A 15,722-nucleotide genomic window follows, 5' to 3' on the forward strand; every position below is an offset into this window, starting at 1 on the left:
CAGGCAAGATCGACGCGCAGGCAGTTTTAAAATGCAGACCAGTGGCGGGTATTCCTACCCGTCGCGTTATGCACTGGCAACGAAGGAGAAGCTGTATGCAAGTCAACATCAGTGGACACCAACTGGAAGTTACCAAGCCCCTGCGTGAGTACACCGAAAGCAAGTTGAACAAGCTTGCGGGGCATTTTGACAAGATCACCAACGTGCAGGTCATCATGGAGGTCGACAAGCTCAAGCAGAAAATCGAGGCCACCCTGCATGTTCCGAATGCCAAGCTCGTCGCCAATGCGGAACATGAAGACATGTACGCGGCGATCGACTCGCTCTACGACAAGCTGGACCGCCAACTCATAAAGCATAAGGAAAAGAATCTGCACCTGATGCAAGGTACAGGTCGTTAACTCTCCCCCCATGATCCGACTTGAAACCATCCTGACCCCCGGCCGTTCCCTCGTGAACGTGCCGGGCGGCAGTAAAAAACGCGCCCTCGAACAAATTGCCAACCTGATCGGCCGTGAAGTGCCCGAACTGGATACGCAAGCTGTGTATGAGGCACTGATTGCCCGTGAAAAACTTGGCTCGACCGGTTTTGGCAACGGCATCGCCATTCCCCACTGCCGCCTCAAAGGCTGCGAGACACCTGTCAGCGCCCTGCTGCACCTGGACGCCCCTATCGATTTCGACGCCATCGACGGTGCCCCGGTCGACCTGCTGTTCGTTCTGCTGGTCCCGGAAGCTGCCACCGATGCGCACCTGGAACTGCTCCGGCAGATCGCCAGCATGCTCGACCGCAAGGACGTACGCGACAAACTGCGCAGCGCCAGCAGCAATGAGGCGCTGTACCAGGTTGTCCTGGATGAACAGAACGGGCAGTAACCATGCGCTTGATCATCGTCAGCGGCCGCTCCGGCTCGGGTAAAAGTACCGCCCTCAATGTTCTTGAGGACAACGGTTTCTATTGCATCGACAACCTGCCCGCCGGCCTGCTGCCGGAATTGGCAGAACGCGCGTTGATCCACACCGAACTGGCTCAACCCCTGGTCGCCGTTTCGATTGATGCCCGCAACCTGCCCAGCCACCTGGAGCGATTCCCGCAATTGCTCGAGGAAGTGCGGGCCAAGCACATTCATTGCGATGTGCTGTACCTGGATGCCGACGAAGAGACACTGCTCAAGCGTTTCTCCGAAACCCGCCGGCGTCACCCCCTCAGCAGCCCTCATCGCTCGCTGGCAGAAGCCATCGAAGATGAAACCAAGCTGCTGGGACCGATCATTGACCTCGCCGACCTCAAGATCAACACGACCAGCCTTAACCTGTACCAACTGCGCGATGCCATCAAGCTGCGCCTGCTGAACCAGCCGGAGCCAGGCACGGCGTTTCTGGTGGAGTCGTTTGGTTTTAAGCGCGGCATGCCGGTGGACGCCGACTTGGTATTCGATGTGCGATGCCTGCCCAACCCTTATTGGAAGCCGGAACTGCGTGATCAGTCCGGACTGGATCAGCCCGTCGCCGATTACCTGGCTGCACAACCGGATGTGGAGGAGATGTTCCAGGACATTTCCAGCTACTTGCTCAAATGGTTACCCCGATTTGCTGCCAGCAATCGGGCCTATGTCACCATTGCCATCGGCTGCACCGGCGGTCACCACCGCTCCGTCTATCTGACCGAGCGCCTGGGCCAGGTGCTGCAAAAAACCCTCAAGAACGTCCAGGTCCGCCACCGCGACCTCAGCTGAAAGGAACACCTGCGCGATGCCCGCTCTGGAAATTGAAATCATCAACAAGCTGGGCTTGCACGCCCGGGCGTCAGCCAAGTTCGTCGGCGTTGCAGGACAGTTCCCTTGCCAGATCCGCGCCGGACGCACGCCAGAGTCCATGGTCGATGGCAAAAGCATCATGGCCATGATGATGCTGGCCGCCGGCAAAGGCACCAAGATTCACTTGAAGACAGAAGGTGAGCAAGAGCAGGAAGCGATGGACGCCCTGGTGGCGCTGATCAATAACTACTTTGATGAGGGTGAGTAAACTCACCCTTTGAGGCGGGATGAAGTCGCAACGACCTCACCCCAGCGCCGTGTCCATCACCATCATCAAACAAAAACCGATGCACAAACCCAGGCTGGCGAGCTTTTCGTGACCATTGCGGCGCGACTCGGGGATCACCTCGTGAGTGACGACCAGCAGCATCGCACCAGCGGCCAGGGCAAGGCCCAACGGTAATAGCACTTCTGCCAGGCTTACCAGCCAGGCACAGAGCACTGCAAACACGGGCTCCACCAGACCTGACGCCGCGCCGATCAGGAACGCCTTGACCCGCGACATGCCTGCCCCGGCCAAGACCAACGCAATCACCAGGCCTTCGGGCACGTCTTGCAGGGCAATCCCCATGGCAAGGCTGTCGGCATCCGGCATACCGCCGCCAGCGGATACACCGACCGCCATGCCTTCGGGAATGTTGTGGGCGATGATGGCAAACACAAACAGCCAGATACGCGGCGGGATCACCGGTTTATCCGGCGTGCCGACCAGCATTTCCGGACTGGCGCCGGAGACCTTGCGGTCAACCAGATACAGCCCGAACGCTCCCAGCATGATGCCGAAGCTGATCAAGCCGCTGGCGCTCCAGGGCGAAAGCCCCAAGCCTTCTGCCGCGGCAATGCCCGGCACGATCAGCGAAAACGCCGTCGCCGCCAACATGACCCCCGCACCAAAGCCCAGCAATGTATCGCTCAACGCCACCGGCATATGGCGAATCACCAGCACCGGGACCGCACCGAGCGCAGTGCCGAGCGCGCAAATGGAGCCGCCCTGCAGGGCGCGTAGAATCCGCGGTTCCAGGTCCAGCCAGGCCAGCCCGTGGGCCACCAGCAATGCAGTACCTGCCAGCAGCAGCAGCGAGCCAAACGCATAACGAAACATTCGCCCGCTGCTGATCGCCAGTGTTTCAGTGCCCATAGTCGGCCTTAGGTCTTGTTATGAAGGTGGATGTCAGGCCACGGCGGCCTGGTAGCGGTCTGCAACTTCTGGCCAGTTGATAACACTGTAGAAGGCGTTGATGTATTCCGGGCGGCGGTTCTGGTACAGCAGGTAATAGGCGTGTTCCCACACGTCCAGGCCGAGGATCGGCGTGTTGCCGTTCATCAGTGGGCTGTCCTGGTTGCCGCTGCTCTCCACCACCAGGGTTTTTTGCGGGGTGACACTCAGCCACGCCCAACCGCTGCCGAAACGCGTCAACGCCGCTTTGGTGAAGGCCTCCTTGAAGCTATCAAAACCGCCAAGCTGTTCATCAATGGCTTTGCTCAATGCACCTTCGGGTTTGCCACCACCTTTGGGCGACATCACCGCCCAGAACAACGAGTGGTTGGCATGGCCGCCGCCTTGGTTGATCACGGCGGCACGCAGTTTTTCCGGCAGTTGCTGCACGCTGGACACCAGCTTCTCGACCGGCCAGCCGGCGAATTCAGTGCCCTCTACCGCAGCGTTGAGGTTGTTGATGTAAGTCTGGTGATGCTTGCTGTAGTGGATCTCCATGGTTTGCGCATCAATATGCGGCTCCAGGGCGTCGTACGCGTAAGGCAAGGCAGGCAAGGTGTAAGTCATATCAATGTGCTCCGTATTGAGGAGTGGTCGGCTGTGCCGCAGTGCCGCCCAGCAAGCGATGAGTACGCGGGTACTCGCCGTGATCGCTGATGAAATTCAACAGCTCGACGTAGGTTTTGCTGCTCTGGCGCAAGGCCGCTTCCCGCAACTGCGGGCTGAGTCGCGGGTCCTGCATGGTCTGCAGCAGGCGCTGGTGGATAGCGCAGAGGTATTCCGCGCTCTCCTCCGGTTGGTTCAGGCGCAGGTGCAGGTCCGCCAGGTTGTGATGGGAAATGACGCACGCCGCCACTGCTTCGTCGGCATCCGCCCAGCGTTCGAACAACACTTGGGCCAGGGCCAGGGCTTGCAAATAGGCCTCGCGAGCGTCGACCAGCTCGCCTGCCATAAAGCAGCGATTGGCCCGTTCGATCGTGCGTTTCCAGTGCTCCATGGTGAGCCTCCAAAGCAGGGTCGGTGATTACACGCCGCCGGCCGTGAGCTTTTCCGGGTCCAGCAGGATCTCCAGTTGGCTACGCGGCAAGTCGGTGTGCTCGAGAGCGACGTCAATCACCGGACGGCCTTGCTGATAGGCCTTCTTGGCGATTTCAGCAGCTTTTTGATAACCGATGATCGGGTTGAGTGCGGTGACCAGGATCGGGTTGCGCGACAGCGCTTCTTTTAGCTTCGCTTCATTGACCTTGAAACTGGCGATGGCCTTGTCCGCCAGCAGGTGGCTGGCGTTGGCCAGCAGCTCAAGGCTGCTCAACAGGTTCTGCGCGATGATCGGCAGCATCACGTTCAGCTCGAAATTGCCCGACTGACCGGCGACGGTGATCACCGTGTCATTCCCGATGACTTGCGCGGCGACCATGGCAGTCGCTTCAGGAATCACCGGATTGACCTTGCCAGGCATGATCGAAGAGCCAGGCTGCAGGCCTTCCAACTCAATCTCACCCAAGCCGGCGAGCGGACCGGAGTTCATCCAGCGCAGGTCGTTGGCGATTTTCATCAGCGACACGGCGGTGGCCTTCAATTGACCGGACACGGCAACGGCAGTGTCCTGGGAGCCAATCAAGGCGAACAGGTTTTTGCCGGGGGTGAATTTCACGCCGGTCAGGCTGCTCAGTTGCTGGCTGAAACGCGCAGCAAATTCAGGGTGGGCGTTGATCCCGGTACCGACCGCCGTGCCGCCCTGGGCAAGCGCCTGAAGACTCGGCAGAAGGTCCTGCAGATGACCGATATTGGCCTTGAGCTGCTGCGCCCAGCCGTTGAGCACCTGGCTCATGCGCACCGGCATGGCGTCCATCAGGTGCGTGCGGCCGGTCTTGATGAACGGGTGAACCTCTTCAGCCTTCCGCTCGATCACCTGCACCAGGTGCAGCAGGGCCGGCAGCGTTTGCTCGTGCAAGACCAACGCGGCGCTGACGTGGATGGTGGTTGGAATGATGTCGTTGCTGCTTTGGCCGCAATTCACGTGGTCGTTCGGGTTGACCGACTCGCCCAGCACACGGCTGGCGAGGGTCGCAATCACTTCGTTGGCGTTCATATTGGAGCTGGTGCCGGAGCCGGTCTGGAAGATATCCACCGGGAAGTGCTGCATGAAGTCGCCTTCCAGCAACCCCTGGGCGGCATCGACAATGGCCTTGCCCTGCCCTTCGCTGATTTGCTTGAGATCGACGTTGACCTTGGCTGCAGCGGCTTTGGCCAGGATCAGGGCACGGATGAATTGCGCCGGCATGCGTTGGTTGCTGATCGGAAAGTTGTTCACCGCGCGTTGGGTTTGCGCACCATACAGGGCCTCGGCAGGCACTTGCAGTTCGCCCATGCTGTCGCGTTCGATACGGGTGTTACTCATCGTTAGATCCTTGCACCAGGTCAGAAACAGAAATAGACGGCAGCAATTCGCAGGTAGCCAATTGCCAGGCAAAGGTCTGCCAGCGCTTGAGGCGGCAGGCACAGTGGGAGAGTTTTTCCAGGTCACGCAGGGGGCGCCAGGCCTGGTCCAGGCACACGGAGCGCCAGTGCCAGGGCAGTGCGATATCGCTGGCGGTGTCGAGCAACAGGCGAAATGAGGTTTCAGCGATCGTCCACGGATGGGTCGCGGTGCAGCACGCCAGGTATCGACCCTCATTGAGGTAATGTTCGATCAGGCGCGGCTCGTTGGGATCGAGGCCGCAGCGAATCTGGCGACTCATCCAGCGCCAGCTTTCAAGGTAAGGATCCTCATGCAGGACAGAGCTCATGATCCACACTCATTCGGTAATGATATTTATTATTAAATGATATTGAGAATCAAAACAAGAGCGGCACGTTAATCCCACTGACACGCGGCCACAAAAAAAGGCGCGCCATCTTGAAGATGGCGCGCCTTTTTTGTTGAAGCGTGTTGGAAGGATCAGCTACCGGCGACGGTCATCCGCTCGATCAACACCGAACCCGTACGGATATTGCTGCGCAGTTCCAGGTCGTTTCCGACGGCAACGATCTGCTTGAACATATCGCGCATGTTGCCGGCGATTGTCACTTCCTGGACGGCAAACTGAATCTCGCCGTTTTCCACCCAGAAACCCGCCGCGCCACGGGAATAATCGCCCGTGACCATGTTCAGCCCGTGCCCCATCAACTCAGTCACCAGCAGGCCACGCCCCATCCGCCGCAACAGCGCCGCCTGGTCTTCGTCGCCATGGGTGACGAACAGGTTATGCACCCCGCCGGAGTTGGCAGTGCTTGGCAGGCCCAGTTTGCGCCCGGCATAAGTGCCCAGGACGTAGGAGACCAACTCGCCGCTTTCGACGAACGGCTTGGCATAAGTCGCCAAGCCATCGCCATCAAACGACGTGCTCCCCATAGCACGCATCAGGTGGGGACGTTCATCGATGGTCAGCCACTCGGGAAACAGTTTCTGGCCAATCGCCCCTTCCAGGAACGAGGACTTGCGGTACAGGTTGCCACCGGAGATCGCTCCCAGGAAACTGCCAAATAAGCCACCGGCCAGTTCCGCCGAAAACAGCACCGGCACTTCACAGGTCGGCACAGGGCGCGCGCCCAGGCGGCTCGCCGCACGCTGTGCAGCACGCTGGCCGATGCTGACCGGGTCTGCCAGCAAATCGCCCTGGCGGTTCACGTCATACCAGTAATCGCGCTGCATCTGGCCGTTGGCCTCGGCGATCATCACGCAGCTCAGGCTATGACGAGTCGACGCATAACCGCCGATAAAACCATGGCTGTTGCCATACACGCGACAGCCCTGATGGGTGCTCAACGTGGTGCCATCAGCGTTCTTGATGCGGGCATCGGCATCGAACGCCGCCGCTTCACACGTCAGCGCCTGCTCGATGGCCTGCTCGGGCGTGATGTCCCAGGCGTGGAACAGATCAAAATCCTTCAAGTCCTTGGCCATCAGTGCCTTGTCGGCCAAACCCGAGCTTTCATCCTCAGAGGTGTGCTTGGCAATCGCCAACGCCGCCGCGACGGTCTCGCGAATCGCTTCCGGGCCACTGGCCGAGGTACTGGCAGAACCTTTGCGCTGTCCGACATACAAGGTGATGCCAAAGCCTTGGTCGCGGTTGAACTCAACCGTCTCCACTTCCCGCTGACGAACCGATGTCGACAACCCCTGCTCCAGCGATACCGCCACTTCACAGGCACTGGCCCCCTGGCGCTTGGCCTCGGCAAGGATCTGCTCGACTTGTTCCTGCAGTGCCGGTAACGCTTGTGGACCGACGCTTTGGGCTGCACTCATGGTTTTCTCCACTCAAATTCTGCTTTCGGTTAAGGCCATCGAGCGACCGGGCCGGACAAGCGGCCCCCGACTGGTTATCATGGCGGCGTTTCTTTGCGGACTGCCACCATGGTTGATTCTTACGACGACTCCCTCGATGGGGAGAAAAGCAAAACCCAGGTCAAACGTGAGCTGCATGCTCTGGTTGACCTGGGCGAGCGCCTTACAACGCTCAAGAAAGACTTGATTGCAAAACTGCCACTGACCGACGAAATGCGCCGGGCTCTTGCGGACGCACCCAAGCACACCGCGAATATCGCGCGTAAACGGCACATCATGTTTATCGGCAAACTCATGCGCGATCAGGACACTGACGCCATTCTGGCTTTGCTTGATCAAACCGATGCCTCCACTCGCCAGTACAACGAACGCTTCCATAACCTGGAGCGTTGGCGTGACCGCCTGATCGCGGGCGATGACGGGGTGCTGGAGAAATTCGTGTTGGACTACCCGGACGCGGACCGCCAGCAACTGCGTTCCCTGATCCGTCAAGCCCAGCACGAGCAGGCGCATAACAAGGCGCCGGCCACCAGCCGTAAAATCTTCAAATACATCCGTGAGCTGGACGAGACTCAACGCGGCCTGCGTTGATGCCCTTCCCCGGGTGGCGGTCTTCGCCACCCGAAGCTCCACCGCTTACGACCCCGTGCCACCCACGGTGATCGCATCAATCTTCAGCGTTGGCTGGCCGACACCCACCGGCACCGACTGCCCATCTTTCCCGCACGTACCCACGCCGCTGTCCAGCGACAGGTCGTTACCCACCATCGACACCTTGCTCATGGCTTCCGGACCATTACCGATCAACGTTGCGCCCTTGACCGGCGCGGTAATCTTGCCGTCTTCGATCAGGTACGCCTCGCTGGTGGAAAACACGAACTTGCCGCTGGTGATATCCACCTGGCCGCCACCGAGGTTGGCGCAGTAGATGCCGCGTTTCACCGAGGCGATGATTTCCGCAGGATCGCTTTCGCCACCGAGCATGTAGGTGTTGGTCATGCGTGGCATCGGCAGGTGCGCGTAAGATTCACGACGACCGTTACCGGTGCGTGCCACGCCCATCAGGCGGGCGTTGAGTTTGTCTTGCATGTAGCCCTTGAGCACACCGTTCTCGATCAAGGTGGTGCACTCGGTCGGCGTGCCCTCGTCATCGACGCTCAGCGAACCACGGCGCCCGGCCAGGGTGCCGTCATCCACGATCGTGCAGAGCTTGGACGCAACCATCTCGCCCATGCGCCCGCTGTAGGCCGAACTGCCCTTGCGGTTGAAGTCACCTTCCAGGCCATGGCCGACGGCCTCGTGCAGCAGCACGCCGGACCAGCCCGAACCCAGCACCACCGGCAAGGTACCGGCCGGCGCCGGAATGGCTTCCAGATTGACCAATGCTTGGCGCAACGCTTCACGGGCGTAGCCCATGGCACGGTCGTCGGTGAGGAAATAACGGTAGTCGGTACGCCCGCCGCCGCCATGCCCACCGCGTTCGCGGCGACCGTTCTGTTCGACGATCACACTGACATTGAAACGCACCAACGGCCGCACATCGGCCGCCAGGCCACCATCGGTGGACGCCACCAGGATTCGTTCCCACACACCCGCCATGCTGACGGTGACTTGCTGGATACGCGGGTCAAGGGCACGGGTGGCGGCGTCGATACGCTTGAGCAACTCGACCTTTTCCGCACGGCTGATCACTTCCAGGGGATTATCCGGCGCGTACAACTGCGCCACGTCCTGGGTGCTGAATGCCTGCACCGTGCCATTTTGCCCGGCACGGGAGATCGAACGCGCGGCACGCGCCGCCAGGCCCAAGGCTTCCAGGGTGATTGCGTTACTGTAGGCAAAACCGGTTTTTTCACCGGATTGCGCACGGACACCCACCCCTTGATCCAAGTTGAAGCTGCCTTCCTTGACGATCCCGTCTTCAAGGGCCCAGGACTCGGAGATCTGGCCCTGGAAATACAGGTCGGCCGCGTCGATGCCGGGCCCGGCGAGATCGCCCAGCACGGTTTGCAAACTTTCGATGGTCACGCCACCGGGTGCCAGGAGGTGTTCACTGACTGAGGACAACAACTCGCTCATAGGTAGGGCCTTAAATTCATCGTTCCGAAGCAGGTCGCTGTGCGCCCTGCGAGAAAAAGCGCCGATGGTTGACCACCGGCATGCGCGCCCTTATCGACGCCTGTTCACTGCTATCGCGTTCGGCCAGCAGCACCGCTTCGCCTTGATCCTGTTGTGCCAGCACGCGTCCCCAGGGGTCGACAATCGCTGCATGGCCATAGGTTTCCCGTGGCCCAGGATGCACGCCACCTTGGGCGGCCGCCAGCAGGTAGCACTGGGTCTCGATGGCACGGGCGCGAATTAGCACATCCCAGTGCGCCGCGCCGGTCACTGCCGTAAACGCCGACGGCGCAGTAATCAATTCGGCCCCCGCCGCGCGCAATTCGCTGTACAGCTCGGGGAAGCGCAAGTCGTAACACACCGTCAGGCCCAAGCGACCGACGGGCGTATCCGCCACCACCACATTGCCCCCGAAAGCATAGTCGTCGGATTCGCGATAACGACCGCGAGCATCGGCGACATCCACATCGAACAGGTGCAGCTTGTCGTAACGGGCAACGATTTCGCCCTGATCGTCGACCAGCAGCGAGCAAGCGTTGGACTTGGCGTGCGGTTGATCCTTCGGCGGCAGCGGCAAAGTCCCCGCCACTATCCATAAGGTGAGGTCGCGGGCGGTCTGTTTCAACCATGGCAGGATCGGGCCTTCGCCCAGCGCCTCGGCGCGACCGATATCCGCCACGTCGCGGCGGCCCATGGCAGCGAAGTTTTCCGGCAGCACCGCCAGCTTTGCACCGCCTGCCGCAGCCTGCTCCAGCAAGCGACGGGCCTGGGCCAGGTTGGCCAGCACATCGCTCTGGCTGACCATTTGAATTACCGCAAAGGACATGGGCCGACTCTCCGTAAGGGGCGTACGGCCATGCTACTCCACAGGCTCTCAGTTTGGCTTTTCAAATGGCTTGTCGAAGGTGATTTTCGGGTCCTTCCATGGCCCTTCCACTTTGTATTGCACGCTGGCGAAGCGGGAAACCCGATCACCAATCAACTTGTCGATCAGGAACAACGCACCGCCAATCGCGGGCGCGCCAACGATCAACGCCGCGATCGGCAGGTTGTTGGTCACCGGCAGCGTTACCAGCAACTTGGCATCAACCCGGTCAGCCACCAGGTCCAGGGTGCCATTCAGTTCCAGATTAGTGGAAGGCCCGGTCATGGTGATCGGCTCACGGGTCACGAACACACCGTTACTGGCCGCCAACAAGCCTTTTACCCGGTCATAACTCAAGCCTTTGCCGAGCAAGTCCGAGAAGTCCAGGCGCAGCCGGCGCCCGATGGAGTTGAAGTTCAGCAGGCCGAATACCCGCAGGGCCTGGGCGCCGCCTTCCACTTCCACAAACTGGCCATTGCGGAATGCCGCATCCAGGCTGCCGGAGAAACGCTTGGGCCCCACATAGGCCGGCGAACCGGGCCAACGTCCGTCCACATCCAGGTGGAAGTCCTGGCTGGTGACGGTGGGCGCATAACCCCAGCCCTTGAGCACATCGCCAATGTTCTTGCCGTCCAAGCGGCCCTTGTACCAACTGCTGCTGTCACCCGCCGCACCTTCCCAACCACCGGCGCCCTTGAGCTGCATGCCCTTGAGGCCCAGGTCCAGGTTGTTGAAGGCCAGGCCCTTGGCCGTCGGGCGAATCTTCAGCGACCACGCACCTATCAGGTCCGGGCCTTGGAACAACTGGTCGATGGCGATATCCAGCGCGGGAATATCCTTGGGATCGATACTCGCCAAGGGGTCCGGCGCGTTTTCGTCCGCTTGCACCGTTGGGTCCACCGCCGGCAGCTTCACGTATTGCAGGTTGATCGCAATCGGCGCGCCTTTGGCGTCGGGCACGTTAACCGTACCCTTGGCCTGCTGGCTGTCGAGTTGCAAACCCCACGCCGCAGGTTTGCGGTCCAGCTGCAAAGTGACCTGATCGAACTGGGTGCCAAGCCCAGTCAGCTTGCCTACCTTGAAGTCGGCGCCGCTGAGCAATTGCTTCGCGCTGCCGCCCGGATCGTTGCCGGCATAACGCTCCACCAGTTTCTTCCAGGGATCGATATCGAGCTCCGACAACACACCGCGAATGCGCAATCCTTTGGCACCCGGTAGCACGGCGTCGCCATCACCAAGGAACAGCTCACCGCGACCGTCATTGAATTTGTCCGGCGGCGCAGCAAAGGTAAAGTTGGCCAACTCACCGTAATCGAACCAATAACGGCGCTCGGCCCCTTGTAACGTCATGCGGAACACACTGTCACGCCCTTGGCTGGCCGGCATGCCGAACGGCGCCGGCAAGTCCACTACCACGCCCTTGAGGTTGGAGCTGACCATCAACTGGCTGTCGGCGCCGTCCAGAGTCAGTTGCAACTGGTACGGAATATCGCCGGACACCGGTAACGGCTGGGTAATTTTCAGCCAATCCGTCAGCCGCTTGACCGTCACCTGGCCCTTGGCAACCACGCGTGTGCTGATGTTGCCCGGTTTGCCGTCGGCAAAGATCTGCGCGGTGATTGGCCGGTCGAACGCCTGGGCTGTGATGTTCTGGCCACTGAGGCCCTTGGCGCTGTCGAAACGGAAGTCGCCCTTGAGCTGGGTCAGGTCCAAGGTGGGCTCAGCCAGTTGCAGGCGCGCCTTATCCGTTTTGAAGTCCACCACGATTTTCGGCTCTGCACCCTTGGCCAGCGGAATGTCCAGGTCAAGGCTGCCTTGCAAGTCGCCCTCACCTTTCCAGCCGGCAAACGTCGATGCCGTGCCGATCGGCGCGTCCTGGAGGATTTTCAGACCATCGCCCAAGCCACCGGCAAACCCACCCGTGAGCAGCAGATGGCTGTCTTTGCCTTCAGGTGCGTGGGGAATATTGACGTAGATGTCCTTGACCTTGGTGTCGAGCAACTGGCCCTTGCTGGCCAGGATACGCACACCACTTTCCTCGACGAACACCTCGCCCTTGACCTTGCTGACATGAGGCCAGCCCGGCTGGAAGGCCAGTTCGGCATCATGCACCTTGAAGAACAGGCTGATATTGCGCGAGGCCGGCAGCGCATCGTGGTTCAACGAACCTTGATACTGGAAGAAGCCTTCATCCACTGCGCCCTTGAGGATCGCGGTGCGTAGCCACTCATCCAGCGCAGGACTCAACACCGCCGGCAGGTATTTGGGCGTGAAGCGCCCATCGCCATCGACCATGCCGACCCGCAGGTCCATGTAGTCTTCCTGGTTGTGATCAAAATGCAGGCGAATCAGGAAATCGGCGGCGATCTTGCCCTCTTCCCCCAGCACCTTGATATACGGCGCAATCAGGGTGAACCCCTCTTTGTCCAGTTTCCACGTCAGGCGCGCATTCGCCTGGATGTACTGCCAGGGCTTGGCAAAGATCGGATCGAGGTGCAGGGAAAAGTCCTTGCTGTCCATGCGCAACTCGCCATGGCCCAGGTCGCCGCTGATGCTGCCGGACACGTTACGCGCAGCCGGCGCGCCGAAGTAGGCATCAAAACCGATGCGCTCGAGGTTAGCGGCGAAGCTGACTTTTTGATCGGTAGTGTCTTGAGGCCGAAAATCCACCAGCACATTGCGTAGCAGGCCTGTGGCCTTGAGGTGCTGGATCGTCTTGGCAAAACCTTCCGGCAGCGGCGCCAGGGCGTTGAGCAGTGGTGTGATCGGCGTCAGGTCCAGGCGGTCAGCCTGGAGCTTCCAGACTTCCTGCTCCTTGTCGGTGGCCAGGCGCTGTTGCACTTGCAGGCGAGATTCCCAGCGGGTCTCCCCCAGGTTCATCGCCAGCGAGTCGAACAGCACCTTGAGGCCGGTGTCACTGCGTTGCAGGTAAGCGGTGAGCGCGAGATTTTCGATATGGACAGGCTTACGGTCGGCGTAGCTGCCCTTCACCTGCGGCGAGTTGAGACGCACCACCGCGCTCTGCACGGTGCCCTTGGCCCAGTTCAGCCAGAATTCGCCGCCGGCCTTGAATTGGGTGAGTTTCCACTGTTGGGTCAGCTTGGCCGGAATCCACTTGGCCCAATCGCTTTGCGGCAGGCTCAGGTAGGCCTGGACTTCACCCTCCTTCCACTGGCTGGCGCGAATACGGGTGCGCAGGCTGACGGCAAGGGGCTGGCCGTCGGGCAGGGTCAGGCGCGCGTCCAGGCGTTGGCGGGTGGCGCCGGTGTGCAGGCTCAGGCCGACATAGGTAAGGGTCACCGGTGCATGGTCAAACGGTTGCAACGTCACCTGGCTGTCGAGCAGGGACACGCGCTTGACCACTTGCATGCGCTTGAGCAACTGCTCCGGGTCCAGCGGCTGGTCGTCCTGCACCGGCAGGCCTTGCAGTGCCCAATGCCCGTCCTTGTCTTCCTTGACGCTGAGCTGCAGGCCACTGACCTGCAGATGCGCAATGCGGACTTCGCGGGCCATCAGGCTGGCCCAGATATCCGGCACCACTTCGACCTGGTCCAGGCGCAAGGCACTGCTGCCCTCGCCCACCATCACATCATGGGCCAGCAATACCGGCGCGAAGCCGCTCCAGCGGCCTTCGAGGCTGCCGATGTGCAAAGGCATCTGCACCGCAGCCTGGGCCTTGGCCTCGACTTCGGCACGGTACTCGGCCACCAGCGGGGTCAACTCACGACCGAGGCTCACGTACACCGCCGCCAATACCAGCAGCAACGCGCAGAGGCCCAGGCCCCAACGGGTCAAAGCGGCAAAAAAGCGTATCAGACGCTCCATGTCAGGCGACCCTCAAGGCGGTAGTCGGACGGCAGATCAAGGTCTGCCGGTCTCTTGAAAAGTAAACGAATGAGGATCAGAGCAGCACCACGTCGTATTGTTCCTGTGAATACATGGTTTCAACCTGGAAACGAATGGTGCGCCCGATAAACCCCTCCAGTTCGGCCACGTTACCGGACTCTTCGTCCAGCAACCGGTCGACCACTTTCTGGTTGGCGAGCACTCTATAACCTTCGGCCTGGTAGGCACGTGCCTCTCGTAAGATTTCCCGGAAAATCTCGTAGCAAACCGTTTCCGGGGTCTTCAACTTACCGCGCCCCTGGCAACTGCTGCACGGCTCGCACAGCACTTGCTCGAGACTTTCGCGGGTGCGCTTGCGGGTCATCTGCACCAGGCCCAGCTCGGTGATGCCGATGATATTGGTCTTGGCGTGGTCGCGTTCCAGCTGCTTTTCGAGGGTACGCAACACTTGGCGCTGGTGCTCTTCGTCTTCCATGTCAATGAAGTCGATGATGATGATGCCGCCCAGGTTACGCAGGCGCAGCTGGCGGGCAATCGCGGTCGCCGCTTCGAGGTTGGTCTTGAAGATGGTCTCTTCAAGGTTGCGATGGCCGACAAACGCACCAGTGTTGACGTCAATGGTGGTCATGGCCTCCGCCGGGTCGACCACCAAGTAGCCGCCGGATTTGAGCGGCACTTTGCGCTCAAGGGCCTTCTGGATTTCGTCTTCGACGCCATACAGGTCGAAGATCGGTCGCTCGCCAGGGTAATGTTCCAGGCGGTCGGCAATTTCCGGCATCAGCTCGGCAACAAACTGCGTGGTGCGCTGAAAAGTTTCCCGCGAGTCGATGCGAATTTTCTCAATCTTGGGGCTGACCAAATCGCGCAGCGTGCGCAGGGCCAGGCCCAGGTCTTCATAAATAACGCTTGGCGCACTGATGGTCTTGATCTGGGCATCGATCTGGTCCCACAGGCGTCGCAGGTAGCGGATGTCCATCAGGATCTCATCGGCACCGGCACCTTCGGCGGCGGTACGCAGGATAAAACCGCCCGCCTCCTTGATGCCTTCGGCCGCCACGCAGTCGCTGACCACCTTCTTCAGGCGTTCGCGCTCGGCTTCGTCTTCGATTTTCAGGGAAATGCCGACATGGGCAGTGCGCGGCATATAAACCAGGTAACGCGACGGAATCGACAGCTGAGTGGTCAGGCGTGCGCCCTTTGAGCCGATGGGGTCCTTGGTGACTTGTACCACCAGGCTTTGCCCTTCATGCACCAGGGCGCTGATGCTTTCTACCGCAGGGCCTTCGCGCAGGGAAATTTCCGAAGCATGGATAAACGCCGCGCGGTCCAGGCCGATGTCGACGAATGCCGCCTGCATGCCCGGCAATACGCGCACCACCTTGCCTTTGTAGATATTGCCGACAATTCCGCGCTTCTGGGTTCGCTCCACGTGCACTTCTTGCAGAACACCGTTCTCTACCACCGCCACGCGCGATTCCATCGGCGTGATATTGATCAGAATCTCTTCACTCATGGCTGGGTCTCGTTCAGGCG

At 60.5% G+C, this 15,722-nt stretch carries 15 protein-coding genes; 5 read left to right on the top strand and 10 right to left on the bottom strand.

The genetic code is table 11. The features are described from left to right. The first annotated feature begins 95 nt into the window (after positions 1-95). Genes hpf through BM403_RS06920 form a run of 4 tightly spaced genes read left to right on the top strand, consistent with a single transcriptional unit; the run spans position 96 to position 2,025 of the window. Positions 96-401 carry a ribosome hibernation-promoting factor, HPF/YfiA family gene (gene hpf, locus BM403_RS06905; RefSeq protein ID WP_003171804.1) on the top strand — a complete coding sequence of 102 codons (306 nt, stop codon included), beginning with the start codon at positions 96-98 and terminating at the stop codon, positions 399-401. Between the two features lie 10 nt (positions 402-411). Then, positions 412-876 (top strand): PTS IIA-like nitrogen regulatory protein PtsN, encoded by a 465-nt coding sequence (gene ptsN, locus BM403_RS06910; RefSeq protein WP_012722239.1) that lies wholly within the window; start codon positions 412-414, stop codon positions 874-876. Between the two features lie 2 nt (positions 877-878). Then, positions 879-1,736, top strand: coding sequence for an RNase adapter RapZ (rapZ, locus tag BM403_RS06915; RefSeq protein WP_012722238.1), 858 nt, complete (start codon positions 879-881; stop codon positions 1,734-1,736). A gap of 16 nt (positions 1,737-1,752) precedes the next feature. After that, positions 1,753-2,025 (top strand): HPr family phosphocarrier protein, encoded by a 273-nt coding sequence (locus tag BM403_RS06920; protein ID WP_012722237.1) that lies wholly within the window; start codon positions 1,753-1,755, stop codon positions 2,023-2,025. Positions 2,026-2,061: 36 nt separating this feature from the next. On the opposite strand, the gene BM403_RS06925 is transcribed toward BM403_RS06920, so the two are convergent. The 6 genes from BM403_RS06925 to pmbA form a co-directional block, all read right to left on the bottom strand. After that, positions 2,062-2,955 carry a ZIP family metal transporter gene (locus BM403_RS06925; RefSeq protein WP_012722236.1) on the bottom strand — a complete coding sequence of 298 codons (894 nt, stop codon included), beginning with the start codon at positions 2,953-2,955 and terminating at the stop codon, positions 2,062-2,064. A 33-nt stretch (positions 2,956-2,988) separates the two neighbouring features. Beyond that, positions 2,989-3,600: a superoxide dismutase gene (locus BM403_RS06930; RefSeq protein WP_012722235.1), complete on the bottom strand. Its 612-nt coding sequence runs from the start codon at positions 3,598-3,600 to the stop codon at positions 2,989-2,991. Position 3,601: 1 nt separating this feature from the next. After that, the gene (locus tag BM403_RS06935; protein ID WP_012722234.1) at positions 3,602-4,030 is read right to left on the bottom strand and encodes a hypothetical protein; all 429 of its coding nucleotides are present in this window, start codon (positions 4,028-4,030) and stop codon (positions 3,602-3,604) included. 27 nt (positions 4,031-4,057) lie between these two features. Beyond that, entirely contained in the window at positions 4,058-5,434 is a 1,377-nt protein-coding gene (locus tag BM403_RS06940; protein ID WP_012722233.1) for a class II fumarate hydratase, read from the bottom strand. Further along, positions 5,427-5,822, bottom strand: coding sequence for a hypothetical protein (locus BM403_RS06945; protein ID WP_012722232.1), 396 nt, complete (start codon positions 5,820-5,822; stop codon positions 5,427-5,429). The genes BM403_RS06940 and BM403_RS06945 overlap by 8 nt, the downstream gene beginning before the upstream one ends. Positions 5,823-5,974: 152 nt before the next feature. Continuing rightward, complete coding sequence (gene pmbA / locus BM403_RS06950) at positions 5,975-7,321, bottom strand: metalloprotease PmbA (protein WP_043204787.1); 1,347 nt, start codon at positions 7,319-7,321, stop codon at positions 5,975-5,977. A gap of 108 nt (positions 7,322-7,429) precedes the next feature. Between pmbA and yjgA the strand changes: the two genes are divergently transcribed. Beyond that, entirely contained in the window at positions 7,430-7,951 is a 522-nt protein-coding gene (yjgA, locus tag BM403_RS06955) for a ribosome biogenesis factor YjgA (RefSeq protein WP_043204785.1), read from the top strand. 45 nt (positions 7,952-7,996) lie between these two features. Here the strand turns inward: yjgA and tldD are convergent, their stop codons facing one another. From tldD to rng, 4 genes are all read right to left on the bottom strand, one after another. Next, on the bottom strand, positions 7,997-9,439 hold the full coding sequence (gene tldD / locus BM403_RS06960; protein ID WP_012722229.1) for a metalloprotease TldD: 1,443 nt from the start codon (positions 9,437-9,439) through the stop codon (positions 7,997-7,999). Between the two features lie 16 nt (positions 9,440-9,455). Beyond that, entirely contained in the window at positions 9,456-10,304 is an 849-nt protein-coding gene (locus BM403_RS06965) for a carbon-nitrogen hydrolase family protein (protein ID WP_012722228.1), read from the bottom strand. A gap of 48 nt (positions 10,305-10,352) precedes the next feature. Then, the gene (locus BM403_RS06970) at positions 10,353-14,168 is read right to left on the bottom strand and encodes a YhdP family protein (protein WP_093542180.1); all 3,816 of its coding nucleotides are present in this window, start codon (positions 14,166-14,168) and stop codon (positions 10,353-10,355) included. A 76-nt stretch (positions 14,169-14,244) separates the two neighbouring features. After that, on the bottom strand, positions 14,245-15,702 hold the full coding sequence (rng, locus tag BM403_RS06975; RefSeq protein ID WP_012722226.1) for a ribonuclease G: 1,458 nt from the start codon (positions 15,700-15,702) through the stop codon (positions 14,245-14,247). Positions 15,703-15,722 lie beyond the last annotated feature (20 nt).

The organism is Pseudomonas sp. OV546 (genome assembly GCF_900116845.1).
In the GTDB taxonomy this organism is placed as follows: Bacteria; Pseudomonadota; Gammaproteobacteria; order Pseudomonadales; family Pseudomonadaceae; genus Aquipseudomonas; species Aquipseudomonas petroselini.